23 protein-coding genes are annotated in these 25710 nt (G+C 48.8%); 18 read left to right on the forward strand and 5 right to left on the reverse strand.

What is annotated here, in order from left to right; all coding sequences use genetic code 11:
- The first annotated feature begins 520 nt into the window (after nucleotides 1-520).
- The 8 genes from EKM86_RS02310 to EKM86_RS02345 all read left to right on the forward strand — a co-directional run bounded on the left by EKM86_RS02310 (nucleotide 521) and on the right by EKM86_RS02345 (nucleotide 7587).
- Entirely contained in the window at nucleotides 521-1171 is a 651-nt protein-coding gene (locus EKM86_RS02310) for a ThuA domain-containing protein (RefSeq protein ID WP_164506134.1), read from the forward strand.
- The gene (locus EKM86_RS02315) at nucleotides 1155-1940 is read left to right on the forward strand and encodes a sugar phosphate isomerase/epimerase family protein (RefSeq protein WP_125754908.1); all 786 of its coding nucleotides are present in this window, start codon (nucleotides 1155-1157) and stop codon (nucleotides 1938-1940) included. Before EKM86_RS02310 ends, EKM86_RS02315 begins: the two co-directional genes overlap by 17 nt.
- Before the next feature lie 2 nt (nucleotides 1941-1942).
- A complete protein-coding gene (locus EKM86_RS02320) occupies nucleotides 1943-3214 on the forward strand; it encodes an ABC transporter substrate-binding protein (RefSeq protein WP_125754909.1) in 1272 nt (423 codons plus the stop codon).
- 150 nt (nucleotides 3215-3364) lie between these two features.
- On the forward strand, nucleotides 3365-4129 hold the full coding sequence (locus EKM86_RS02325; RefSeq protein WP_225419337.1) for a carbohydrate ABC transporter permease: 765 nt from the start codon (nucleotides 3365-3367) through the stop codon (nucleotides 4127-4129).
- Nucleotides 4119-4985 (forward strand): carbohydrate ABC transporter permease, encoded by an 867-nt coding sequence (locus EKM86_RS02330; RefSeq protein ID WP_225419338.1) that lies wholly within the window; start codon nucleotides 4119-4121, stop codon nucleotides 4983-4985. The genes EKM86_RS02325 and EKM86_RS02330 overlap by 11 nt, the downstream gene beginning before the upstream one ends.
- Nucleotides 4986-5010: 25 nt before the next feature.
- Nucleotides 5011-5412, forward strand: a complete 402-nt coding sequence (locus tag EKM86_RS02335; protein ID WP_164506135.1) for a VOC family protein — start codon at nucleotides 5011-5013, stop codon at nucleotides 5410-5412.
- A gap of 7 nt (nucleotides 5413-5419) precedes the next feature.
- A complete protein-coding gene (locus tag EKM86_RS02340; protein ID WP_164506136.1) occupies nucleotides 5420-6376 on the forward strand; it encodes a zinc-binding dehydrogenase in 957 nt (318 codons plus the stop codon).
- A gap of 77 nt (nucleotides 6377-6453) precedes the next feature.
- Entirely contained in the window at nucleotides 6454-7587 is a 1134-nt protein-coding gene (locus EKM86_RS02345; RefSeq protein ID WP_125754912.1) for an ABC transporter ATP-binding protein, read from the forward strand.
- 253 nt (nucleotides 7588-7840) lie between these two features.
- On the opposite strand, the gene EKM86_RS02350 is transcribed toward EKM86_RS02345, so the two are convergent.
- Nucleotides 7841-8590: a MurR/RpiR family transcriptional regulator gene (locus tag EKM86_RS02350; protein ID WP_125754913.1), complete on the reverse strand. Its 750-nt coding sequence runs from the start codon at nucleotides 8588-8590 to the stop codon at nucleotides 7841-7843.
- 172 nt (nucleotides 8591-8762) lie between these two features.
- On the opposite strand from EKM86_RS02350, the gene EKM86_RS02355 reads away from it, so the two are divergent.
- A complete protein-coding gene (locus tag EKM86_RS02355; RefSeq protein ID WP_125754914.1) occupies nucleotides 8763-10106 on the forward strand; it encodes a 6-phospho-beta-glucosidase in 1344 nt (447 codons plus the stop codon).
- 174 nt (nucleotides 10107-10280) lie between these two features.
- Here EKM86_RS02355 and EKM86_RS02360 read toward each other — a convergent pair whose 3' ends face one another.
- Both EKM86_RS02360 and EKM86_RS02365 read right to left on the reverse strand, forming a co-directional pair.
- Complete coding sequence (locus tag EKM86_RS02360) at nucleotides 10281-11654, reverse strand: glycoside hydrolase family 1 protein (RefSeq protein WP_125754915.1); 1374 nt, start codon at nucleotides 11652-11654, stop codon at nucleotides 10281-10283.
- 188 nt (nucleotides 11655-11842) lie between these two features.
- A complete protein-coding gene (locus EKM86_RS02365; protein ID WP_125754916.1) occupies nucleotides 11843-12538 on the reverse strand; it encodes a GntR family transcriptional regulator in 696 nt (231 codons plus the stop codon).
- A 192-nt stretch (nucleotides 12539-12730) separates the two neighbouring features.
- Between EKM86_RS02365 and EKM86_RS02370 the strand changes: the two genes are divergently transcribed.
- From EKM86_RS02370 to EKM86_RS02405, 8 genes are all read left to right on the forward strand, one after another.
- Nucleotides 12731-13627 carry an ROK family protein gene (locus EKM86_RS02370; RefSeq protein ID WP_125754917.1) on the forward strand — a complete coding sequence of 299 codons (897 nt, stop codon included), beginning with the start codon at nucleotides 12731-12733 and terminating at the stop codon, nucleotides 13625-13627.
- Between the two features lie 36 nt (nucleotides 13628-13663).
- Nucleotides 13664-15073 carry a PTS sugar transporter subunit IIC gene (locus EKM86_RS02375; protein ID WP_125754918.1) on the forward strand — a complete coding sequence of 470 codons (1410 nt, stop codon included), beginning with the start codon at nucleotides 13664-13666 and terminating at the stop codon, nucleotides 15071-15073.
- Nucleotides 15074-15096: 23 nt separating this feature from the next.
- The gene (locus EKM86_RS02380) at nucleotides 15097-17199 is read left to right on the forward strand and encodes a glycoside hydrolase family 36 protein (protein ID WP_125754919.1); all 2103 of its coding nucleotides are present in this window, start codon (nucleotides 15097-15099) and stop codon (nucleotides 17197-17199) included.
- A gap of 140 nt (nucleotides 17200-17339) precedes the next feature.
- Nucleotides 17340-17678 carry a PTS sugar transporter subunit IIB gene (locus EKM86_RS02385; protein ID WP_125754920.1) on the forward strand — a complete coding sequence of 113 codons (339 nt, stop codon included), beginning with the start codon at nucleotides 17340-17342 and terminating at the stop codon, nucleotides 17676-17678.
- A 53-nt stretch (nucleotides 17679-17731) separates the two neighbouring features.
- Nucleotides 17732-19018 carry a glycoside hydrolase family 28 protein gene (locus EKM86_RS02390; RefSeq protein WP_125754921.1) on the forward strand — a complete coding sequence of 429 codons (1287 nt, stop codon included), beginning with the start codon at nucleotides 17732-17734 and terminating at the stop codon, nucleotides 19016-19018.
- Between the two features lie 76 nt (nucleotides 19019-19094).
- A complete protein-coding gene (locus tag EKM86_RS02395; RefSeq protein ID WP_125754922.1) occupies nucleotides 19095-20660 on the forward strand; it encodes a glycoside hydrolase family 5 protein in 1566 nt (521 codons plus the stop codon).
- Between the two features lie 74 nt (nucleotides 20661-20734).
- On the forward strand, nucleotides 20735-21307 hold the full coding sequence (locus EKM86_RS02400; RefSeq protein ID WP_164506137.1) for a DUF805 domain-containing protein: 573 nt from the start codon (nucleotides 20735-20737) through the stop codon (nucleotides 21305-21307).
- 159 nt (nucleotides 21308-21466) lie between these two features.
- Nucleotides 21467-22816, forward strand: coding sequence for an MATE family efflux transporter (locus EKM86_RS02405; RefSeq protein ID WP_125754996.1), 1350 nt, complete (start codon nucleotides 21467-21469; stop codon nucleotides 22814-22816).
- A 255-nt stretch (nucleotides 22817-23071) separates the two neighbouring features.
- On the opposite strand, the gene EKM86_RS02410 is transcribed toward EKM86_RS02405, so the two are convergent.
- Nucleotides 23072-24193, reverse strand: a complete 1122-nt coding sequence (locus EKM86_RS02410) for an NAD(P)-dependent alcohol dehydrogenase (RefSeq protein ID WP_125754924.1) — start codon at nucleotides 24191-24193, stop codon at nucleotides 23072-23074.
- A gap of 201 nt (nucleotides 24194-24394) precedes the next feature.
- Between EKM86_RS02410 and EKM86_RS02415 the strand changes: the two genes are divergently transcribed.
- Nucleotides 24395-24865: a DUF1307 domain-containing protein gene (locus EKM86_RS02415; protein WP_125754925.1), complete on the forward strand. Its 471-nt coding sequence runs from the start codon at nucleotides 24395-24397 to the stop codon at nucleotides 24863-24865.
- 74 nt (nucleotides 24866-24939) lie between these two features.
- On the opposite strand, the gene EKM86_RS02420 is transcribed toward EKM86_RS02415, so the two are convergent.
- Entirely contained in the window at nucleotides 24940-25707 is a 768-nt protein-coding gene (locus tag EKM86_RS02420) for a tyrosine-protein phosphatase (protein WP_125754926.1), read from the reverse strand.
- Nucleotides 25708-25710 lie beyond the last annotated feature (3 nt).

The raw sequence follows: 25710 nt of genomic DNA on the forward strand, positions 1-25710 counted from the left end.
TAGTACTAACAAGAATAGGTCTTCATGGCCTTTTTGGTCTAGTCGTCAGGGTGTTGCACTTGAATTGTAAACTGGGGACTTTATTCACGTCTTGCAGGATTCTTATCGCCAGGCTGTAATAAGGCGAATGCGCTTGGCCAACGGGGAGCACGAAGATTGTGGCAGCCTGCGGCGGTCGAAATCCATTTATGACCTCGACGTCAGTGATGACATCAGTGACCGCATCACTGTGCATATTTAAGAATGGAATAATCGCATTTAAAGCACCAGCCTGGCTGGTAGAGGCTAGGATAAGATTTGCTGAGTGCTGAATTATTGGCATAAGTTGTCTGCTCCTTCTTTTAAGTTCTGCTCAGGTTAAGTATAGACGTTTCTGATAACGTTATCAAAAAAATTCATAAAGTGTTGACTTTGAAATTTGTCAGATTTACTATGGGTTTTCGCAGTGGAAGCGCAAACAAATACATTTAGTAACGTTACCATTTTTAACCGCCAAAATTCCTTGAGGGGAGGTAATTTATTGAAGAAAGCCTTGGTTATTCGTGGCGATTTCTATCACCCCAGCGACAAGGTGGATCCGTTGATAGACAAATGTTTTACTTCTTCTGAGTGGAAAGTTGTAAAAACTGACCGAGCGAGAGACTTGTTTGAAGATTCTTATGACTTGGCTATGTTTTTTACAAATGGAAGGCCTGAAGGGGAGACTGATTTAACTAATAGTGAACAATCTGCAATTGTGAAGATGGTTCGTGAGGGAATGGGCATTATGTTCGTACACGCGGGCTTAGTGCTTATTGAAGAAGACAGTCCATTTTATACAGAATTGAATTCAGGCCGTTTTGCGGGTCATTCCAAGAAGCACGTAAGCCTGACGACCGCACCAATTCGAAATGTTTCCCACCCAATTACAGACGGGGTCACTCCTCTGACGGCTGTTGATGAGCATTACTATATTAACGTCAACTTTTCAAAAGTCACCGCATTAATGCTTTCAGCTTCTGAAGAAGGAACAACGCTTGGATCATGGTGCAGCGAGGTTGGGCAAGGCAAAGTGTTTAGTCTAATTCCAGGTCATACTTTTGCTGCACTTGAGACACCACAGATGCAAGAAATAATCGAGAACGCGATTCTCTGGGAAACGGGGCTATCAGCCAATGCAAGTCGCAACTGAAATCTATTCAATATACGATTTATATCAGCACGATCCCGAAAAAGCGATGGCTTGGCTGAACACCATCGGCTGCCACTATGTTGAGCTTTATGGTGATCCTATCCTTGACGTAGATGAGCTGAAGAATCTGCTAAATCGCTATCAGATTCGCTTGGTGAGTTGGCAAGTTGAGTGGAAGTACCTACAGCCGCAAAACATCAATTATACGCTGGCTTATCACAGCGCGCTTGGCACCCCACAAATATTCATCCCGGCGTTAGGTGGGCCCTGGCAAGTTGGGCATACGATTGCAGAAAACACTGCAGACACCTGGAAGGCACATGCCTCACGGATCACGACGTTGATACCGCAGTTTCGGAGGCGAGGCATCAAGTTTGGGTATCACACACATGACTATGATTTCGGGGAGAAGTTGGACAACAATCAGACCTCCTTGGAAATCTTAATCAATCATACCCCACCAGACTTTCAGTTCGAGTTGGATACCGGTAACGCAATCGAGGGAGGAAAGCTTCCTCAAGACCTACTGGTTCAGTTGAAAGGACGGGTGGATATCTGTCATGTTAAGCCGTTTTCGAAGCAGTATCGGTATGATGTCAGAATTGGCGATTCAACAGATGCAAGTGATTGGCCAAGTATTATAGATGCCGCGGAGCTGGCGGGGACTAAGTTTCTGGTTTGTGAGACTGAAGCCCAGAAACTAGGCCCCACAACAGACGTTGCAAAAGCAGATTTTGATACAATGACAACAATAATAGCGAGGGATTAATCATGAAAAAGAAGTTTCTCTTTGGTTTAACGCTCGTCGCGAGCCTTTGTTTGATGATTTTGTCGGGCTGTGGGAGCTCAAGCGCATCGAAACAAACCAGCGCGAAAAGCAAGCAGACGATTACTTTTTGGACTATGGAACTCAAGCCAACTTTCACCAAATACTTTAAGGGCGTAATTGCTCAGTATGAAAAAGAAAATCCTAACATCACCATTAAGTGGCAGGACCTGCCGCAGGCTTCGCTTCAAAACAAATTGCTTGCCACAACGGCTGGTGGCAAGGCACCAGATGTTGTCAATTCCTTCTCGGAGTTGACCATGGCGCTTGCTTCTAAGGGTGCTCTAGCCAATATGGATAAGTTAATGACCAAGAAAGAGCTTGCCGTATACAACAAGAACTTGCTTGATACTGGACGTTATCGTGATAACACGCTTTATGCGTTGCCGTGGTATCACACACCGGAAGTTCAGCTTTACAACAAGGATCTGTTTGCGAAGGCAGGTCTGACACCGCCGCAGACATATGCGGATGTCGTTCGTGACTCCAAGACAATGAAGGACAAGACGGGCGCCTTTCTGTATACGCCAAACTTCTTCCAGCACATTTTAACGTTGAACAATATTCCTGTGATTTCTAAGGATGGCAAGAAAGCGGTCTTCAATAACAAGCAGTCTTTGAAGATTCTGACTCAATTAACAGATTTGGTTAAGAAGGGTGAAATGTCAAAGACCGGCTGGGGATCATGGCAAGCTATGGAAAATCTTTACGCAAAGGAAAAGGTTGCCACAGTTACATCTGGCCCTCAGGTGCTTGCAAACGTCAAGAGCAACTCTGTCAATGAGTGGAACAAGTCTGCTGCAGCTCAGACAGTTGCAGACAAGAAGGGCGGATTGGTCATGAGCCCTGTTCAGGATATTGTTGTTCCGGCAACTAGTGAACATCAAAAGGCGGCTGCCAAGTTTGCACTTTACCTGACCAATACCGCTAATGAGGTTGCATTCTGCAAACAGGCCACAATCTTCCCAACAACCAATAAGGCTTTGAAGGATCCGTACTTCACGTCTGACACCAAGACACTTGAAGGCCAGCTCCGCGCAGAGGGCGTCAAAGCCAGCTTGCACATTAGTGACGCCGTTCTTAAAGTGCCAAATGCGACTGATATTGTGAACACAATCAACTCCATTCCTGATGCAGTTTACACTGATGGGAAGACGCCTAAGCAAGCTCTCAAGGATGCTGAAGTAAAGGTTGATAAGTATTTGAAGAACAACTGATATCAGCGGTAGTTTTTGAAAGTGGGGACCAATTTGAAAACAGTCAAGATCAGACAGAAACTCGTCCCTTGGATGTTCATGCTGCCAGCGTTGATAATTCTGGGTGTCTTTACCTTTTACCCAATTATCTATAGCATCCCACTGGCTTTCATGAAATATTCTGTTATTGGGCAGACATCATGGGTCGGACTTCAAAACTTCACCCGAGCATTTCAAGACTCAGATTTCTGGGTTTCACTGGGACACTCAGCTGAGTTTGTAATTGTGGTGCCAATTCTCCAGTTGATTTCGATTTATTTAGCAACGGTCGTTAATAAGCCTTTGCCCGGTGTGACAATTTTCCGTGTTTTGTTTTACATTCCGGTGGTTACGTCAATGGTTGCCGTTGGGATTATGTGGGGGTTCATTCTTGATCCTACAGGGTTGATCAATACGTTGATGCAAAACGCAGGCTTCTCCCACGTTATCTACTTCATGAACAATTCTCATCTAACGCTTCCAATTTTGATGGGGATAACCATTTGGCAAGGGATCGGCTATTACATGATGATGTACCTTGGCGGATTGCAGGGCATACCCTCAGAACTTTCGGAGGCGGCCGAAATCGATGGTGCATCCCCAGCAACAATCTTCTTCAAGATCACGATTCCCCTGCTAAAGCCTTTCATCTGGGTCTGCTCCCTGATGTCATTGATAGCAGCGCTCGGCGTCTTCGACATTGTCTTTGTCATGACGCAAGGCGGACCAAACAACGCGACGTTGGTTACAAATTACTATTCCTATAACCAGGCCTTTGGGAACTTTAACTTCGGCTATGGTGCTGCTGTAGGCCTTCTGCTATCAATCGTTATTACGCTTTTCTCGGTAATCCTGTTTGTTTACCAACGGAAGGGAGGGCAAACACATGCAAAGTAGTCAGGTTAAACGTATCAGTAGTCGGCACAGCTACCTGGTCAAGGGGAAGCGGATGTCGACGGGTAGCATTGTACTAAATTATGCTGTCATGATCATCGTCGCGTTGATTTCTGTGTTTCCCTTTCTGTGGATTTTAAGTGCCTCGTTTAAAAACAACGAGAATATGTCGAGCATCGCGCTGATCACCAAGCATATGACAATGGTTAACTATTCTGGCTTGCTCAAGTTTATCCACTTTGACAAGTATCTCTTTAATTCTATTGTCATTACACTGGGCGGAATCTTGATCGACATCATCTTCTCTTCGATGGCAGCCTACCCACTCGCTAAGATGAAATTTAAGGGGCGGGGGTTCATATCAGGGTTACTGTTGAGCACGATGATTCTTCCTGCCAGTGCGTCTCTTATCGTCAATTACATTACCATTTCACGTCTGGGACTGTTGAACACATTTGCAGGTATCATTTTGCCGGGTTCTGTATCGGCCTTCTCGATCATCCTGCTGCGGCAAGCCTATCTGGCGGTTCCGGATGCGCTGTATGAGGCGGCACGGATAGACGGTGCTTCCGAGCTTCGTATTTGGTGGAGCGTCATGCTGCCGAGTGTCATGCCGACGATTACAACTGTGGGTATTATGGATTTCATCAACAAGTGGAACGCCTTTCTTTGGCCGACGATTGTTGCGCAGCCCAGCCACTATCCAATTGCGACAGCATTGCAGTCTTTGAACGGCCAGTTCACGTACAAGTTTGGGTATATCGCTTCAAGTACGATTCTATCGATTATCCCAGTTGTGATTGTATTTATGATGTTCCAGAAGAACTATTTGCAATCTATTTCTGGGGCGGTAAAGTAGTAAGAATTTGAGAGGAGTTTTCGACTTGCCGACAGCAGTGTTAAATCATGTTTGTTTACAGACGAAGCATTTTCAAAAGTCCATCGCCTTCTTTACCCAGTTCTTCGATGCTGTTCCCCTTCATGAGTGGGGAACCGTCGGAAAAGGGGACCACGCGATTATTTTAAAAGTGGGTGCGAACGTCACATTTGAAGTCTTTGAGGACCATTCCGACCATGCCGCGCATGGCATTTGGGACCATGTTGCCTTTACGACTGACAACATCAAAGCAGACTTTAAACGAGCTGAAGATCTTGGCGCTCAGGTAGTTGTGAAACCGACCTTTTCTGACATTCCCACTTTTTCGGGTGAGATGGTCAAGATGTGGTTTGGGTATCTTCAGTCCCCCGGTGGCGAAGTTTTTGAGATGATCCAAGAAGGTGCTTAATTTGCAAATGAAGCAGGTAGAATTTACTGATGCTTTAACTGCCAAGTTAGTCAATCATCAAATCTCAGATCAGCTTGAAGACGGAATGGTACGCATCAAGACACTAATTTCTTTAGTCTCGACCGGCAGTGAACTTGGAGCCTTCCAGAATTTGGAAGGGAACTTGAAATTTCCAATTTTCCCAGGTTACACGGTTATTGGGCGTATCGATCTTTCTGACAAGCCTGAGGATATTGGGAAGCTGGTACTGGCTGATTATAATCATGCTGAATATGGCGTTGTGAAACGGAGCAGTTGCATATTCCTGAAGCAGAGCGAACATCTTGAAGAAATAATCTTTGCACGAATGGCTGCTGTCTCTATGTCTTCTATTGTGGATACTACTGTTAAGCCTTTCGAAGAGGTCCTAGTATTGGGACTTGGGATGGTTGGTTCCTTGGCTTGTCAGGTTTTACACCAGTTAGGTTATACCGTCGTCGCTATAGATCGAGACGAAGGACGATGCGAGCACATTCATGATCTCACTGGGATTTCAACATACCCTGACGTGAAGTCACTACAAGAATCGCATGCTGCAAAATTTGGCCTGCTACTTGAATGTACCGGCGTCGATCAAGTACTCTTGGAGGGCTTGTCCCTGATGAAGAAGAGGGCGGAGGTCTATCAGATTGGCGTTCCGTGGAAAGAGTACAGTAGTCACACGATGCATGAGCTTCTGCGTTCGATCTTTTATGGCTTTATCACTTTGAAGTCTGGGTGGGAGTGGTTTCTTCCTTCTCAGGCAGATGAATATCGGTGGTACGGACATGCAGACAATATTCAACGGGCGGCTGATTGGATTGCGAATGGTCGAATTAACGTTAAAGACCAGTTCAAGATCTATCGACCCGAGGATTGCCAGGCGGCTTATGCGGGGCTGGCAAATCGGACCGAGCACCATAGCGTGATTTTTGATTGGCGCTAATGTAGTAGTGCATCGATAATTCAATGTGCTATACATTACGATTAATTATTAAGACTCAGTGGAAGAAGGAACTGTCAATGGTTGAGATTGATCTGAACCACCTCTATAAGAAATATGCTGACGGCGAGGATTATGCGGTCAAGGATTTTGACTTGCACATTAAGGACCGTGAATTTATTGTTTTCGTTGGGCCTTCTGGTTGCGGGAAATCTACTACACTTCGTATGCTTGCCGGGTTGGAAGATATTACTAAGGGTGAACTGAAGATCGGCGACAAGGTGATGAATGATGTTGCACCGAAGGATCGGGACATTGCCATGGTTTTCCAAAACTATGCGCTGTATCCGCATATGACTGTTGCGGATAACATGGCCTTCGGATTGAAACTCAGACATTACAGCAAAACCGATATTAAGAAGCGCGTTGATAACGCTGCGGAGATCCTTGGCCTGGAAGAATTTCTGAAGCGCAAGCCAGCGGATCTTTCCGGTGGTCAGCGGCAACGTGTTGCGCTAGGCCGTGCGATTGTTCGCGATGCCCCAATCTTCTTGATGGATGAACCCCTGTCCAACTTGGATGCAAAGTTGCGTGTATCGATGCGGGCAGAAATCGCAAAACTTCATCGGCGGTTAAATACGACGACGATTTACGTCACACATGACCAGACTGAAGCCATGACCCTAGCTGATCGGGTTGTTGTCATGTCAGTCGGCCAGATTCAACAAATTGGCACCCCGGAGGAGGTTTATCAGAATCCTAGGAACATGTTTGTCGCGGGATTCATGGGCAGTCCTGCGATGAACTTCTTCCATGTTACATATAAAGACGGTGTCATCTCAGATGGCAAGCAGGTTACGCTCAAAGTTCCCGAAGGACGTTCAAAGATTTTGGATGCTCAGGGATATAATGGCAAAGAAGTAGTCTTTGGCATCCGGCCGGAGGATATTCACTCCGAGCAGGCATTCTTGGACACTTGGCCCGATGCAACAGTGGAAGCAGATGTCGTTGTTTCGGAACTACTTGGCGCAACGGAGCAACTTTACCTCAAGACAGACGCCTCAGAATATGTGGCAAATGTGAACTCCCGTGATTTTCACAATCCAGGTGACCACATTAAGATAGGATTTGATATTAATAAAGCTCACTTCTTTGATAAGGACAGTCAGATGGCCATTGTTGCGGAGCCTATTCCACTTGAATCAATGGACTAAGCCTTGATGACTAGGTAATGATTAGACTGCTTGGGGAAGTTAGAGATAGCTTTCAGTATTCATTCCGCCCTCTAGACGGCCGAGACAGTCGGTTCGCTGTTTCGGCTACACAAGCTTTAAAGATACAGAAACTGTTATTAGTTTAGTTGAACATCAAGCGCCCTTCGGTGAAATCTACGAGGTGCGCAGCCCCCGTTTCAGGGCTGTGCACCTCGTTTGTTTGTCTATTCGCGCATGATTTAGCACCTTTGATTTATTGAACCGTCGTCTGCTCATGCAATATCTTTGCCAGATACTCCAAGATAAACAGACACGGCACCTGCGACGTGACGTCCTGCTCGACGTAATGCTCCTTGGCAATGTCGGTGGCGATGTTGACATCGGTCAGGCGGGCGACGGTGGAGTGGGCGGAGTTCGTGATGGACAGGGTGTGGCTGTCGCGAAACGACAGGTTGCTCAGGTAGCTGATCACCTCGGGCGTCTCGCCGGACACCGACAGGGCGATCACGCAGGTCTTATCCAGCAGGGCCTTGGGAAAGTAGCGCTGTGGGTAGGTGACCGGGTCCTCGATGCGCACCGCCATGTGAAACAGCGAGGAGAAGTAAAGCGCGCCGTACTCAGCCATCACGTTGGAGGAGCCGACACCGATGAACAGGACCAGCTCGCACTGCTTGAGCAGCTGCACGGCGGCCTGGATCTTTGCGTCAAAATCCGGTGTCGTCACGCGGTTGAAGAAGTTGATGTACATGCCGGGGTCAACCGGCGTGGGCCGAGTCCGGGCGGCAGTCTGTTCCTGCAGCAGCTTGAGCCGAATTTTGAATTCAGTGAAGCCTTGGCACTCGAACTTGCGACAGAAGCGTTGCACCGACGCCGTGCTCGTGTGGGTGCTGGCGGCGAGCTCGCGAATGCGCATGTAGATCACCTTGTCCAGGTTTTGCAGGACGTACTTATAAATCGCCAAGTCGATGTCGGATAGCTCGACGGCGTGGTCGAGAAACAGCATGTGAATCACCTCGCTTTCAGTTTACACCGCCTGATACGACCTGTATCGAAAAGGTTACAACGATCCAATTGACGATACGGTACCCGCTTGCGGCCTAAGCGTTGAACGCCGTCCCAGACGCGCTATATTGAAGACGGTAGCAAGTTAATCTTTTTGAAAAAGGGTGAGTCAGATGGCAAAACATGCCATAAAGATTGCGACGATTGGTGGCGGCTCGGGCTACACGCCAGAGCTGGTAAAGGGCTTTTTGGACCGGTACGACGAGATGCCGGTGCGCGAGCTGTGGCTGGTTGATGTCCCGGCCGGCGAAGCGAAACTGAATGTGATCGGAGCCATGGCAAAACGTATGGTCAAGGCCGCGGGCAAGCCGATGAAAATCGTCACGACGCTGGACCGTGAAGCGGCGCTGGCGGATGCCGATTTTGTCACGACGCAGTTTCGGGTCGGTCAGCTTCCGGCGCGCGTCAATGACGAGAACATACCGATCAAGTACGGCACGCTCGGGCAGGAAACTAACGGGGCCGGCGAGTTGATGATGGCGATGCGCTCGATCCCCGTGCTAATTGACATTGTGCATGACATGGAGCGGCTTTGCCCTGAGGCGTGGCTGATCAACTTTGCCAATCCGGCGGGGATGATGACCGAGGCCGTGCTGCATTACACCAACTGGACGAAGGTCATTGGGCTGTGCAACGGTCCGGACAACATCCGCCGCGATATTGTGAAGGCGCTGGACGTCGATCCGGCGCGCGTTTATGTCGAGTTCATCGGCCTGAACCACCTGGTGTTTGCCAGGCACATCTACCTCGACGGCCAGGACGTGACGGCACATGTGATCAAGCTGGTCACCAGCCAGAAGCAGCGCGTCGACAACCCCGGAGTCGGCAACTGGGATGCCGACTTTTTGCAGAGCCTCGGCGTGATCCCCATCAGCTACTTGCAGTACTACTGGAAAACCAAGCAGGTGGTCGCCGAAGAACAGCGAGCGGCGGCGCACGAAGGCAGCCGGGCGGTCGTGGCCGAGCGGTTGGAAAAGCAGCTCTTCGATATCTACCGTGACCCGAGCCTGGTGACGCTGCCGAAAGAACTGAAAAAGCGCGGCGGGTCGGGCTACAGCCGGGCCTCCTGCAACCTGATCTATTCCATATACGCCGACAAGCGCGACGTCCAGGTCGTCAACGTGGCCAACAACGGCGGCTGCCTGGACCTGGCGCCGGATTCGGTGATGGAAATGAACTGTGTGATCACCGGCCACGGTCCGGTGCCGCTGACCACTGGCCATCTGCCGCAAGCCTGCGTCGGCATCGTGCACGAGATGAAGGCCTTCGAGCAGGTCGGCTGTAAGGCGGCCGTCAGCGGCGATTACGCCACAGCACTCAAGGCTCTGACCATCAATCCGGTCGTCCACTCCGATGTGGATGCTCGGCCGCTGCTCAACGAGCTGCTGGCGGCCAATGAACAGTATTTGCCGCAGGTCGACTTCACCAAGCTGCGGGCCGCTGACATTTTAAAGTAGACGAAAACCCCGGTACGGCATAGGCTTTTCTATGCGGCATCGGGGCCTTTATATGCGTTTCTATGCTTAGTAAATCTCATTTCCTAGCGTTGCATCAAGGGCTGATCTGAAGCTAGACAGGCAGGTTATACAATCACCTGTACTAGTAAATTTTTAGTGACTAAGATAGTTGACTTAGTCGAGCTCAGCCCCGTTAGTCTCGATCACATGCTTGAACCACGCGTAGGACTTCTTCGGAACCCGCTTAAGGTCCTTCAGATCTGAATTGGTGCGGTTGACATAGACCATGCCGTAACGCTTGTCCATGTTGCCGCTGGAGCTAGGAATATCGATCAGCCCCCAGCCGAGGTAACCGATGACGTCAACGCCATCTTCGAATACCGCATCCTTGAGCGCTTGAATGTGCACACGGTGGTAATCGATCCGGTAGTCATCCTGGATCTCCTGGCCGGTGTAGTGTTCGCGGATGCCAATCCCGTTTTCGATCGGGAACATCGGCACGTGGTACTGATCGTAAACTTTGGTGAGAATGTCGCGGAAGCCGAGCGGATCAACGTTCCAGCCCCACTCGTTGACCTGCAGCCCGGGCACTTGCTCGGAGCCGTAGTCGAGATAGTGGTTGACGATCGTGTTGATTGGCACCTTGTCGGAGTTGATCTGGCCGGACCGGTAGTAGGAAAAGGCGATGAAGTCGCTCTTCAGCTGCTTAAATGCTGTCTTATCGGCATCGGTGAAGTCCATGTCGATACCGTGGTTCTTGACGAAGGTCATGACTTCCGTGGAGTACTGGCCGTTAACGAAGACGTCGAGTAAATTTTTATTTAGGAACTCGTCGATTTGCCGTGCATATAAGATATCCCTTGGTGCAGACGTAGCCGGATACACCTCGCTATAGGCGAGCATCCCGCCAATTTTAGCGGAAGACTGTTTGTGCAGGTAATTGGCGACCTCGGCGTGGGCGACCATTACGTGGTGAGAGATGGTGTACAAAGCGGAGTCGCTCCGTTCGCCATTCAAATCACCCGCGAAGTAATATGCATCAGGAAGAAAGTAGAGGTTTTGCTCGTTGAACGTGATCCAGTACGGAACCCGGTCTGCGAACTCATCGACCATCTTCTTGCCGTAGCGCACGAACGCTTCGACGACGTGGCGGCTGGCAAAGCCGTTGTACTTCTCGGCCAAGGCCAGCGGCATGTCGAAGTGGTACAGGCAAATCATCGGGGTGATTCCGGCTTTAATGAGCTTATCGATCAAGTCGGAATAGAAATTGATTCCTTCCTCGTTGAAGTCGCCATCGCCGGTTGGGCAGACCCGGCTCCAGGAAATCTGGAACCGGTAAGCATTCATGCCCTGATCGGCCATGAGCTGAATGTCCTCGTCGTAGCGGTGGTAATCGTCAATGGCAACGTGCCAGTCCGAAGCGTCCTTCGAAGCTGGGCGGTCGTCGTACACCGACTTGCCCTTGCCGCCTTCGTTCCAGCCACCTTCTGTCTGCATGCTGGAAGTGGAATTGCCCCATAAAAACCCTTCAGGTAATGCTTTACTCATATCTACGTCCTCCAAATATAATTGTAATAGGTTATTCAACAAGAAAGCCCTGTCCCGACTTAGCGGCTAAATATCCGCTGATCGGCCTACAAAGTAATCATATGAAAATCCATTTGCAGCCATCTGAGCAGCTTTGTTTGCATGACTATGAGATTGCAGAACGCGCACCTGGTTGAACTTTCTCAGCATCAGTGACGTCGCGCAACGTGAGTGTGATAGGCGTGATGCTCAATAATTTCAGAATATTCAAAGACGCGGCCGTCTTCAAGGTAGTTGGTCGACCGGGTCAGCATTGCAGCACTTGGCTTGTCTTCAGGTAACCCTAGGTGTGTTTTTTGCTCGTCGGTCAGCAGAATATCCCGGTCCTCTCGCACGACATAGGAGATGCGGTAGCCATGCGTTTCTACATAATTGTAGATAGGACCAGAGGCATCTTTTTTGGTGAAGTCGGGGAACATTTCCTGAGGCATGTACGCATCCTCGTACTGAACTAGTTTTTTGTTCAAGAAGCGTTGGCGGCAAAAGTGAATGATTGGGGAGCCCAAGTCAATCTTGAACAACTGCGAAAGCTCATGTGAGGACTTCTCAATCGCGAACGCAGTCACCTTGTCCTTTTGCGTTTTGGCCCGGGAGAGTTCACTTAAGCCACGCAGCAAGATTGAGTCAAGGACCTTGGCGTCTTGGCTATAGTAACCTGAGCCCTGAATTGAGTAGATGAGCCCTTCAACTTCGAGCTCTTTGAGCACATTTCGAATTGTGTTTCGACTGGCCCCGTAATAGGTTACCAGGGCTTGTTCAGTTGGCAATTTTTTCTGATCTTTATAAACACCATCTAGGATCTGGCCTTTTAGGTCGTCGAATATTTTGCCGGATTTCGTTGCCATACAATCAGCCTCCAAAGCGCTTAGTTTTGCCCAAATAGACTATATCACAAAAATAGGTTTGCACAAATAATTTAGAATTTATTCCAACAAATTATTGACAGCGGTTACAGTACGAACTATCATCGGTTTTGGATGTGAGCCAAAAGCATGCTTGGCTAAGTCCAGCATCCAGAGCTAAAGAGGGGGAGTAGCTTGAGACAATTCTTAGGGGTAGACCTTGGTGGCACAAGCATCAAGACAGGCGTTGTAGACGAGAACGGTCAAGTCACTGACCATTTAAGTTTCAAAACGCCGAACTCGCGCGATGAGATCTTTAGTCTGATCAACCAAAGAGCAGAATCGATCGCGGACGTTCGTGGTGTCGGGATTAGTATTCCTGGCTACGTTAGCCCAAATGGCTTAGTCAGAAAGGCTGGTGCGTTGACTTCGCTGGCAGGACTTAACATCAAGTCAAAGCTCGAGGAGATGTTGGCATTGCCAGTTAGTGTTGAGAATGATGCTAATAGTTTTGCTCGAGCCGAAGCGTGGCAAGGCGTCGGCCGTGATAAGCAGAATTTTATTGTGACAACGGTTGGTACTGGGGTAGGTTCTGGGATTTACATTGGTGGTCGCCTTTTTCGCGGCACACATGACCGGTCAGGAGAAACTGGGTACATGGTAGTGGCCGATGTGGTCGATGATGACACGGATTTGGCTTCAATCAACAAAAAAGCTTCGATACCTGGCCTGTTGCGTTACTACGAAGAGCACGCGAACCATCCCGCCAAGGATGGAGAAGCTGTGTATCAGATGGCTAATGATGGCGATTTTTCCGCGGTTAAGGCAGTTCAACGATTCACTCTTGAGGTCAGCAAAGGATTATATAATCTCACTGTTCTTTTCGATCCGGAGCTGCTTGTAATTGGCGGTGGAATCAGCAGTAATTCACAATTTTTGCACGAGGTTCAACAGCGTTATCAAGTGTTGTGCACACTCAATGGGTCATTATCGACTGATGAACTGCCAGCGATCGTTCCTGCAACGTTTAGGAACGACGGTGGGATGATTGGCGCGGTGTCTATGTTGGTATTAGGCAACGGCGCTCGTTGATATTTTTGCTACTGCATGAAGTAAGGAGGGTTAGAGTTGGACAAGAATTCAAAAGAGCCCAAAAAGAAAAAGGGCAAATTTAAATTTGGCAATTTCACCGATGTGTTACTTCCAATTGCTCAAAAAGCCAGTGAAAACAAAGTCCTAATCTGTATTCGTGATGCTTTCGCCGACACAATGTCCTACATCATTATTGCGTCAATGTTTGGGATCATTAACTGGGTCGTCTTGGATCCGAATGGGATTGTCATGGGTGTCCAAGGCTTGAATCTGGGGAAACTCTTCACAGGTCTGACCGGTGATGCATATGCCGCTTCAAGTTTTGTAAAGACTTTGGGGAATGCACAGTACTTGGGGAACATTATCATCAATGCTTCCCTGAAAATTTACTCACTCTTGCTGGTGATTGCCTTTGGGCGTGAAATTGCCAAGATGTGGGATGTGCGGCCTGTAGATGGCACATTCATTGCGACGATCAGCTTTCTGATCGTCACCCCTCAATTTGTCAATTTTCAAAATGGCAAGGCAATGCTGAAGATCGACAATGCGTTTAGTTTTGATAATTTAGGTACGAATGCAACCATCACCGCTATGCTGATTTCGTTCTTTTCGGTCTGGATGTTTGCCAAGCTAATGAAAGTTAAGCATCTGCGCATTAACATGCCAAAGACAGTGCCACCTGCTGTTTCGGATGCGTTTGCTGCAATGCTGCCTAGCTTTATTACCATCACAGCCATGGGTCTGATTGCGGCAGTTCTACACTGGTTCTCCATTCCCGCAATCAATGATTTGATTTACAAGGTTTTGCAGGTGCCATTAGTCGGAGCTGCCCAAAGCTGGGCATTTAATATTCTCAGTACGGCCTTGCAGCAGTTCTTCTGGTTGTTTGGGATCAACGGGCAGAACGTTCTGGCCCCACTCAGTGTTCTCAGCACGCCACCGACGCTTGCTAACCAGGCCGGAACAGGGCACTTTATCTTTGTTGCTGGATTGTTCTCCGCTTCCCAAGCCATCCACAACCTTGGGATGGTTGGGGCGATATTCCTCTTTTCGAAGCGTCCCGACTGGAAAACCGTCGCAAAGCTGGGTGCGCCAGCCGCTATCTTTAATATTGGTGAACCACTGCTATTCGGTATTCCAGTTATGTTGAATCCAATTATGATGTTTCCGTACGTCTTTGCCCCGGTCATGAACCTGATTGTCTTTGGCCTGGCTGTTCAGTTCCACTTGACGCCAGTGTTTAGATATATGGTTCCGTGGACGACTCCACCGATTCTGAATGCGCTGCTTGGCAACGGTTCGATTAGTGCGGTTGTGATTCAGCTGTTGTGTATTGCAATGGACGTCGCAATTTACACGCCATTCGTTCGTTTAGGCAACAAACAGTACGATATGCAGATCAAAGATGAGGAAAAGAAAGAATTGGAGAAGGCTGCGAATGCCTAAGCAATCGTAATATGGAGGACTAAATGGCTAAGATCATCACGTTAAGCACATTAAAGAAATATCAACTAGGTGATATGGTTGTTCATTACCTTCAGGACACTGAAGGCCATGTCGAATGGACGATCTATCCGGCAGAACTAGCCAGTTCATTTCGTCTTCCAACTGATCAAGTGAGGACTAATTCACTTGTGCAAGCCAAGCTGCGAGAAGACTACTACGACAAGAACTTCACCAATGGGACGACAATGCTGAATTGTCAGACCAGTCAGCTGTTGAAATATCAAGATCAGAGGGTGGAAGTCGAAGGGCCTGTGACTACGATCACGACTACGCTTGCGGACACTCGAGATCACCGTGCAGTGCATTTCGTGCAGTGGGATGAAGGAGAGAATCGGCTTAAAACCTGGGTGAAATTTACAAATCTTAGTGCACAGACAGCGTTACTTGATTGGCTGCCCTCGTTTGTACTTTCTGATCTGACCCCGTTTTATGACCAGCAGCCACAAGGCAAGATCAATCTAGTTCGGTTGCGCTCGAAATGGACTATGGAAGGGCGCATAGAGGAGCAACCTGTTGAGTTGTACAATCTTGAGCCGAGCTGGTCACCCTCTGGGTTAGGTATTGAGCAATTTGGCCAGGCAGGAACCATGCCGGTAAGAAACTTCTTCCCATTTGTCGGAATTCATGACACTCAGACTGCCACCTATTGGCTGGCGGAGTTGGAGGGAAAAGCCTCATGGCAGCCGAATGCTACTAGGTTGACTGATCGGGTAGCACTATATGGTGGATTACCTGACCATGATAGTGGCAATTGGCAAGTTGAGTTGAAGCAGGGCGAAAGCTACACGAGTCCGTATGCTTTATTAACGGTTGGCACTGGCACGCTTGAATATTGCAGTAAACGGCTTCAGAAGGCTGCAAGTTTGCCCAAAGCTGGATTACCTATTACTTATAACGAATTTGCAACCACTTGGGGAAATCCCAACCAAGAATTGATTGAAAGCTCGCTGCCTTTGCTCAAAAAGCATGGCACCGATTATTACGTTATAGATGCAGGCTGGGCAAAAGATGCGACTGAAGAGCTGCCGCAAGACTGGGTCGTCGACGAGAAGAAATTTCCGAATGGTTTGAAGCCAGTGGTGGATGCAATTCATGCGCAAGGGATGAAAGCTGGTATTTGGTATGAAATAGAAACTGCCGCTCCCCCAAGTGCGAAGTATCACGACTTAAGCCACCTGCTAACCCGTGATGGGGTAGTGATCTCCACCATTAAGCGTCGCTTTCTGAATTTGTTTGATCCCAAAGTGCGTGCGTACATTCGGCAAGTCATGATCGACCCAGTTAGGGCTGCAGGCTTTGATTATCTCAAGATCGACTACAACGACACGATAGGCGTGGGGGTTGATGTAGGCAAATTACACGGTCCTGAGTCACTGGAGCAACTAACCGGTAAGACGCTCGAAATGTTTTCTGAGTTACACAAGATTCCAGGCTTGGAAATTGAGAATTGTGCGTCAGGCGGTCACCGTCTGACCCCAGCATACATTGAGGCCACTGAGTATTCCTCGTTCTCTGATGCGCATGACAGCCATGCGATTCCCATTATCGCCGCAAATGAGCTAAACGTTATACCCGCTGCGAAAAATCTCATTTGGTGTGTGCTGCATGCTGATAGTACAGATGATGAGCTAAATTTCCATTTGATTAGCACCTTTCTTGGGCTGGCTTGTCTTTCTGGAGACATACGCGGTTTATCAGATCAGCAGTGGCAAACGGTTGATACGGATTTTAAGTTCTATAAAGAAAACCAGCACTTGATTGCTGAAGGAACCCCAATTCGCGAGGGACAGCCGATTATCAGTTACTTTAACCCGGTTGGGTACCAGGTTTCCGGGTTTGTGAACCATGATACTGTGGCTGATAGCGATGAGATGATACTCATGATTTTCGGTTTTAACCTACCTGAAAAGCAAACAATTTCCATTGCCGCTGCGGATGGGGCATGGCACGTGGAAGATGTCGTTGGGGCGGAGTCAATCGAGTTTGCGGCAACCGAGACTGGTTTAAAGATGACAATGCCAAAAGAAGTGTTTACCGCCAAAGCACTTCGGTTGACGCGACATTAATCAGGCAAGCTGCATCAATTAGGATCTCAAAGGAGCATGCCGTTTTAAGAGTTTCAGCTTCAAAAGTCGCAAGATCTAAAACTAACCCGATTTGACGAAATCTCTAGAAGAATAGGGAAGTTCTCAGTAGGAGGAGAAATATGGCGAAGTATGAAATCTTGGTTTCATGTGGGGCCGGGATGTCAAGCAGTTTACTAGGAGTTCACATGCGTGAGGCCGCAGAGAAAGAAGGTATTGATGCAGACATCGCTGCGGTTGCTGTCGACGTCATTCCTGATCAACTTAAGAAAATGAAGGCCCAGGTGATTATGATTGGCCCTCAGATGCGATTTAGGATTCCGCAGTTGCAGGAAAAGTATTCAATTCCGGTAGCGATGATTGATATTCGCTCCTACGGCACAATGGATGGGCACGCCGTCTTGGCCGACGCAATTAAGCTAATTGAGGATCAGGGCGGTACATCGGATTCTGAAAATTGAGATGAATGATGCCTAACCTGATGGTTAAGTGAATCGGAGCTGAGGCAACGCACTTGTTTGCTTCAGCTCTTTTATTGGTGAAGCAAGGTTTCGGTGGGCTCTCCCAGGAAAATGAATTGAATAAGGAGATTAAAACAATGGATTTTAATGTGACTGATTATGGTGCAGAACCGAACACTGGCAAGATTCAGACAGAAAGTTTTCAGCAAGCATTAAACGAGTGTTCAAGCCAAGGTGGCGGGCGCGTTATTGTACCAAGTGGCCGTTATATTATTGGCAGCATTCGAATTTTCAGTAATACCACCTTTCATCTGGAAGGTGGTGTGGTCTTACAGGGTACAACTGACCTGAATGGTTACCAAACGTTTGGCGAAGAGCCGCACATTAACTTTTTACACGATCCGGAATTTATTAACGCCTGGCACCTACCACCATATTATTTTCACGCGTTAATTGCTGCTTATGATGCTCATGATATCTGTATTGAAGGAGAACCGGGCTCAGTCATCGATGGTCAAGACATTCGCGACCCAGAAGGTGAAGAACACTTTCGCGGACCAATGGGTTTAGTTCTTTCTCAAGTCAAGAATCTGACCTTAAAAGGCTATTCAGTTATTCACAGTGCAAATTGGTCGCATCTCATTGAAGGCTGTACGCCAGTGAATGTGAGCGGCGTAAAGATTTTTGGTGGCCATGATGGTCTCAATCTATATCATTCAACAAACATCAACATCGATAACTGCTATTTGCAAACTGGCGACGATTGTATGGCTGGGTATGATGTTGAGCACCTACAAGTGACTAACTGTTGGCTCAACACCGCCTGCAATGTTAACCGGCTCAGTGGCAAGGACATTAACTTCTCAAACTGTACCGTTATTGGTCCCGGCGTTTACCCTCATCGTGTCATGAATGAATATCACACGCACGCACTGCTGACATATTTTGCTTTTCCGGATGACCCTAATCGATCGGCCACATCTTCATTTAGCTACAGCAACATGCAAGTGCGGAATCTTGATCGGATTCTTGTTTACGATGACAAAGATTTGCCGACTGATGCTGATCCGCATCCAATCGAATCTGTTTCCTTTTCGAATATGCAGTTCAGCAAGGTAAAGCGGACTTCAGCATGCAAGGCTAATCGGTTCCCGGTTACGTTGCGCTTTGAGAATTGTCAAATTGAACCCACAGATGGCGTGCCTTTCCTGGAGATTGGCCAGAAGGTCCACCTTGATTTAAACAACGTCGTATTCACCCAACCAACTACAATTATTGACGGCAACGGCGGTCAGATTGTACTGGATGGGCTTAACACAATTCAACTAGATCGGTTGTAAACCAAGGTTTAGTTAAAACAATCGTAGCTGGTGCGCAAATAGTTCAAACAGATTTGAGGCGCGCGAGGAGGTCAAGATGAAAAAGAACGTAGTCGGTTTTTTGCGGCGCGAAGGGGAACAGGTCGTCAATGACGATGGACCGGTCTTTCTAGAAGGATGGAATATTGGTAATTGGTTGGTGCCAGAGGGCTATATGTGGGAGTCTGGAGGTGCTACTAATTTCGATCGGCCAAGGCGAATTAACGCCCGTTTTGAAGAGCTGCTTGGGCATGACGAAGCTCAGTCCTTTTGGCTGAAATTTCGCGATGCATATATTACCCAGGCTGACATCGATTATATTAAGGCCCAAGGGTACAATTCCATTCGGCTGCCATTTGACTCGGGTTTACTGCTGAAGGATGAGCCTGGGCTGCAGTTAAACGAATCGGGATTTGATTACATACAGCGTGTGATCGATTGGTGTCATCAGGCAGACATGTACGTCATTATTGATATGCATGCGGCACCGGGTGGTCAAACCGGTTCCAATATGGACAACTCTGTAGACAATTTTCCGCGTCTTTATACAGATAAGGTCAGCTATGATAAGGGCATTGGTCTCTGGCGAGAGATTGCCAGACGGTATGCGAATGATCCGTATGTTGGCGGGTATGATTTGCTGAATGAACCGGTCAGGACTCAAAAAGAGTGGGCAAATATTGATTATTTGTTGCCCCGCTTAGCGGCTTTCTACACTGACGCGATTGCCGCCATTCGCGAGGTGGATACTAAGCACATGCTCAGTTTGGAAGGCCATCATTGGGCGAATGATCCCAACGTCTTTACCCACCGGTATGATGAGAATATGGTGGTTCATTTTCATTATTATGGCGGCTTACCAGAAGCCTCGCAATTACAGGACTGGTTCGAGGTGCGGCAGCGCCTTAATGTGCCACTTTGGATGGGAGAAAGCGGCGAGAATGAACCAGAGTGGACTGCGGCGATGGGGCAGATTTGTCGAGCCAATAATATTGGTTACTGCTTTTGGCCATATAAAAAGATGGGTGTCGCAAATGGTTGTGTAACGGTCAAGATTCCTGAGGGCTGGGCTGATGTTATCAATTATGTGAATGGTGCGCCACATCCTGGGTACGAGCAAATGCAGATGACGTTCAATCAGCTAATTGAGAATTGCCGTTTTGAAAACTGCCAGAAAAATGATCGCGTAGACCGTGAGATTCGTGGCATATCACCCTATGACCTACGTGCTACAGATTTTCTTGATGATGGGTGCATCGGTCATAATGCGCCTAAAAATTTAGATCGGTACAGATTCGTCACACCGATGGAGGTTATTCCGCTGAAGCCCAAACAGGCCAATCAGTTTGATTTTGATACTCAATGGAATCGTTTTGTCGTGCGTTTATCTGAGGGGGAGCAAGTTCAATATCTGATTCGCGCTCACCAAGCGGCTTGGACCGTGAAGCTCCAGTGCCGAGGAACTTTTCCCGCGCGGCTAGTCCTCGAAGTCGAAGGTAACAGCCAGACAATCTCTGTTAATGCGGCAATGACGGAAGTAACGATGCCGCCTGTTGAAAAACCAGGACGTCTTACGCTGCGAGTGGCCGAAGGACAGCTAAGTATTGAGACAATCGAACTATAAAAATGTTCTCGAACAGAATTTCAGGCCTCATACTGCAGTGCGAGTGTGTTGGCAGATTAAGAGGGGAAAACGCGATGGCTGTCAAATCAAACAAAGCGGAACAAATCGCTGCAGACAACAGGTATTACCGGGCCACTGGGGTGTCGACATTAAAAGCCTTGTTTAGTAACTATTTAAATTTTAGAGGCCGCTCAAGTCGTGCGGAGTATTGGTGGGTGTATCTTTTTGGCCTCTCGTTTGCGTTGATTGCGGCCATTGGCTTGCCCGTTGCACTAGCCGCACTTCTAGGCCTACAAGGGCTAACCATCAAGCAGTGGCTATTCAGTCTAGGTGGCTGGCTGGTGCTATTGCTTGTTCTATTTGTGATTACTTTTACTTTGATTATGATACCGCTGGTGACATTGGTGCTTCGACGTTATCGTGACGCTGGGCTGCCTTGGTGGATCATCTTAGTACAAGCTGCACTTTATTTGGCCACCTTATTTCTAAAACCAGACTCAACACTTCGTAATCTACTGACCTGGGTGGGTGCCACGTCTATCCCAATTTTAATGCTGTTGCCCTCTAAGGCCTTGCCAGCTACCACTGGTATGGACGACGAAGCGGGTTCAATTGACAGCACCGATTCTAGTAAGTTGGATGGCTAGCAAGAGTGAATCATATCGCTAATAGCTGTGGCATGGTCCATGTCTATCAATAAGCTTGTTGATTTAAAAGCGGATCATTTTTTCGGCTTCCAGGTGAGTCATGAACTGAATCTATCACGGTGGTTTAGAAATATTTTGTAGCGAAACGAAGTGGTTATAATAAGCTCACTTACAAAAGGCAACCCAATTAAGCAGATTTTTTTCTTTACCATCCCACTGTTGATCGGCAATATTTTTCAGCAGTTGTACAACTTTATGGATGCTTTGATTGTCGGCAGAACGATCGGCAAAGATGCATTGGCAGCTGTTGGTGCCACGGGCTCTGTCAGCTTCCTGATTTTGGGCTTTGCTGAAGGATTGACGGCTGGTCTATCAGTCTTAACCGCTCAGGCATATGGTGCACGAGATGATCAAGGCGTTCGTAAAAGTTTTGCCGCCTCAATTTGGGTTTGCGGTCTCATGGCTCTGGTTTTTACGATTGTCACCGTTGTATTGACCCGTCCCATCTTGGTGCTTATGCAGACGCCGCCGGACATTTTAAATGACGCCGTCTCTTTTTTGAGGGTGATTTTCTACGGCATATTGGCTTCCATGGCATTTAATCTACTGAGTAATATGATGAGGGCTCTCGGCGACTCGCGTACACCCCTGATCTTTTTGATCATCGCGACTCTGATTAACATCGTTCTTGAATTTCTGTTTATTCTGCTCTTTCATTGGGGCGTCTCTGGCGCTGCGTGGGCGACGGTCATCGCACAAGCAGTGTCAGCTGTAATGTGTGCTATACATATAAAGTTACGGATGCCCTTACTCAATGTTTCAAAATCTAATTTGAGGTTCGATTGGAGTCAAGTGAAACGCCATTTGATTATTAGCCTTCCTACGGGCTTTTCAATGTCCATCATCGCAATTGGCACCATTATTCTGCAAGTTATGCTCAATACTCTCGGTACTAATGCCGTTGCGGCGTATTCTGCAGCAGGGAGAATTGATCAACTTGCCACAATGCCTGCCTCGTCTTTTGGCGTTACCATGGCAACCTACGCGGCCCAAAATTTGGGCGCAAAGGAGTATGGCCGAATAAGACGTGGTGTGCATCAGACATTGCTGTTGAATGTCGGTATTTCAGCGGTGCTCGGGGCTCTTATCATTATCTTTTCAAAGCCACTGATTAATTTGTTTTTAGGTCCGAATCAACCGGTAGTCACTGCTTTAGCGCAGACTTACTTTCACTACAACGCGAGCATGTACTGGCTGTTGGCGATACTCTATACAATTCGCAATCTTCTTCAGGGGCTGGGGCAAACACTCATTCCAACAATTGCTGGATTTTTTGAGCTGGCAATGCGATCATTTGCCGGTATTGTCTTGGTCGCTCATTTAGGCTTTGCGGGTGCTTCAATGGCAAATCCTTTAGCCTGGATGGGTTCTGTATTTGTTCTGTTGGGGATGTATATTCGGACAATGCGCCGGATCCGGCAGAAGGAGGAGAATCAAATCGAGACTTAAAAAGAAATTGGGTGACGATTAAGAAGGAAAAAATATAAGTTCGTCCTGAATAACCTTTGTCACTGTTCGTCTATTTGGCTGACTCTTCTGTCTTATATTGACAGGATGTATTTCCGGTTCACACGGCCTGATAGAAAGTGGCGTTGTCAGTGTAAAGCCGCTCACGTAAATACGGTCGTAAAGTAAGCAGAGCCCCACCATTGCACAGGCTTCCTTATGCAATGGTGGGGCTCTGCTCGTTCCTAAGTACGTGGGTTATTCGCCGGGCTTGTAGTCTTCGTCAATGACGAGCACAGGCTTGATGGTCTTGCCGGAGCGGGAATCGGCGTTGGCTTCGTTGATCTGGTCGAACTTGTAGAACTTCTCGGTCTTCGGGAAGTCGAACATGCCCATCTTGTAGAAGTCAATCAGGCGCGGAATGTCGATTTGCGGGATCGAGTCGCCCATGTTGACGCCGACGATCTTCTTGTCGTCCACGCACAGGTCGTTCCAGGTGTCGACATCGATGTGGTGCGGGGTCACGGCGATGGTTGCCGTGGTGCCGCCTTGCGCCAGGACTTTGATGGAGCTTTCCATGACGGCGGTGACGCCAGTCGTGTCAACGGCCCAGTCAACGCCGCGGCCGCCGGTCAGGTCCTGCACGGCCTTGACCACGTCAACGTCCTTGGAGTTGATAACGTCGGTGGCACCGAGCTCCTTGGCGAGCGCCAAGCGGGAGTCCACGATGTCGATGCCGATGACCTTGACGCAGCCGGAAATGCGGCCGGCCATCATGGCAGCCAGACCCACGGCGCCGGTGCCGAAGACGGCGATCGTGTCGCCAGGTTTTGGCTTCAGGGTGTTCAGCACGGTGCCAGAGCCGGTTACGTAGCCGCAACCCAGGGGGCCGAGGGTGCGCAGGTCGAGATCTTTGTCGACCTTAACGGCGTTGCGCTCACGCACCACAGTAGTCGTGGTAAACGAGGACTGGTCGAACATGTCAGCGACGTGGTGGCCATTTTCGGTGAAGTGGCTGGAGCCATCCGGCCGAATGCCCGACAGGTTATTGTGCGCGTAGTTCTCGCACTGCGTTGGGATGCCCTTCAGGCAGGACTTGCAGTTCCCGCAGGCGTAAAAACTCAGCACGACATGGTCGCCCGGCTTGAACTGGGTGACTTCCGGGCCGACCTTCTCGACGATGCCGGAACCTTCGTGGCCGAGGACGATCGGGTAGTCGATGACGGCGTCGCCAATGCGCAGGGCTTCGTCCGAGTGACAGATGCCGCTGGCAACCATGTGGACCTGGATGTCGTCCGGACCCATTTCAGCCAGTTCGACGTCATCTTTGATCTCGAAATCCGCGTTTTGCTTCTCTACAACAGCTGCTTTGATCTTCAAATTACACACTCCCTTGAGTTTTCATTTGGCACACTGTTCATTATTTCACAAGTTTTTCGAAAAGTGAAGCGCTTCCATTAAATTTTCATCAGCGTAGATTCCGGCGGGCCGGTTGCACTCACTAGGTTAAACTATTATGATAAAACCTAATTCGCCGGCAGGAATCTGTCGGGCAATCTGGTTCATTAAAGGAGCACATTCATGAAGAAAATCCTTAAGGCACTCGTTGCGGCGGCCGCTGTCCTCAGCATTACCGTGCTGGCCGGCTGCACGCTGTTCATGCACAAGACGACGCTCGTCAACACCCAGGTCGCCGGCGCCAAGACGACGATGGTTTACTACACGAAGCGCAATTCAGATAAGGTCCAGCAGCAAAGCCTGACCAGCGAGAACGATTTGACCAAGCTGATCGACTCCAAAAAGAAGAAGGATCTAGACTCCGCCTACAATTCACTGAAAAAGTCGGTCAACAGTTACAAGGGCCTCAAGGGCGTGACAACCAAGGTGACGCGCAAAGGCAACACAGTCACCCAAAACATCACGATTGACTACACCAAAGTTGACATGCAAAAGCTCAAGGACGCGCAGGGCTTGGGCGAAGGCACCAAGAACACCGTCAGCTTGAAGGATTCGGTCAGCACGCTGAAGGCAGCAGGATTTAAAGAGCAATAGCAACACGAAGTCGGTCAGAGATGGCCGATTTTTTGTCCGCCTGCAACAAAAAACAGCCTAGAATCAGGCTGCCATCACTCCAGATATAACCGCCGCAGATCGGCAATATCGCTCTCGGCCAGCGCCAGATGCCGCTTGGCGTATTCTTCCCAACCGCCGTACTTCTTGACGACGTGCTGCACGGTTTCGAAGTAGCTGTCATCGGCGGGCTGGATGTTCATTCCGGTAACCATCGCGTCGGCCATTGGCAGGTCGGCGGCGGATTGCTCGTCTTTGAAGCGGTCCAGCAGGATATCGTTGGTGACAATGTAATCCTGGTGGGCCACTTTTTCGGGCACGCCGAGCAAGCCCTCGATCAGCATCGCGACGACGCCGGTGCGGTCCTTGCCGGCAAAACAGTGAAACAGCGTCGCGCCGGTTTCATCCGCCACCAGCAACTGGATCACCCGCCGAAGCATTTTCGCCGTGCGCGGGTCGGTCGCCATGTATTGGTAGGACAGGCGCGCCAGCTCAAACTTTTTGGCGGTATCCGCGCCGCGAAATTCCTCTTGAAAGTGGGGATGGTCGGCGAAGGGGTACAGTGACAGGTTGTAATAGGTCACACCAGGCAGCTTGACGTCCGGCGCGTTGTCCGAGTTGTCCGCCTGGCGCAGGTCGAGGTCCTGGTTGAGCCCGACTTCCAGCATGTGCTGCTGCACTTTTTCCGGCATGAAGGTGATTAGGCCGGAGCGGTACAGGCGGTGGCGGCGAATGGTGCGGCCGTCCTTGGTGTGGTAGCCGCCCATGTCGCGCAGGTTGATTGTGCCTTCCAGTTCAATTAAGTGTCCCTTGGTTTCTGCCATTGC

Source organism: Lacticaseibacillus hegangensis, assembly GCF_003946465.1.
GTDB classification, from domain to species: Bacteria; Bacillota; Bacilli; order Lactobacillales; family Lactobacillaceae; genus Lacticaseibacillus; species Lacticaseibacillus hegangensis.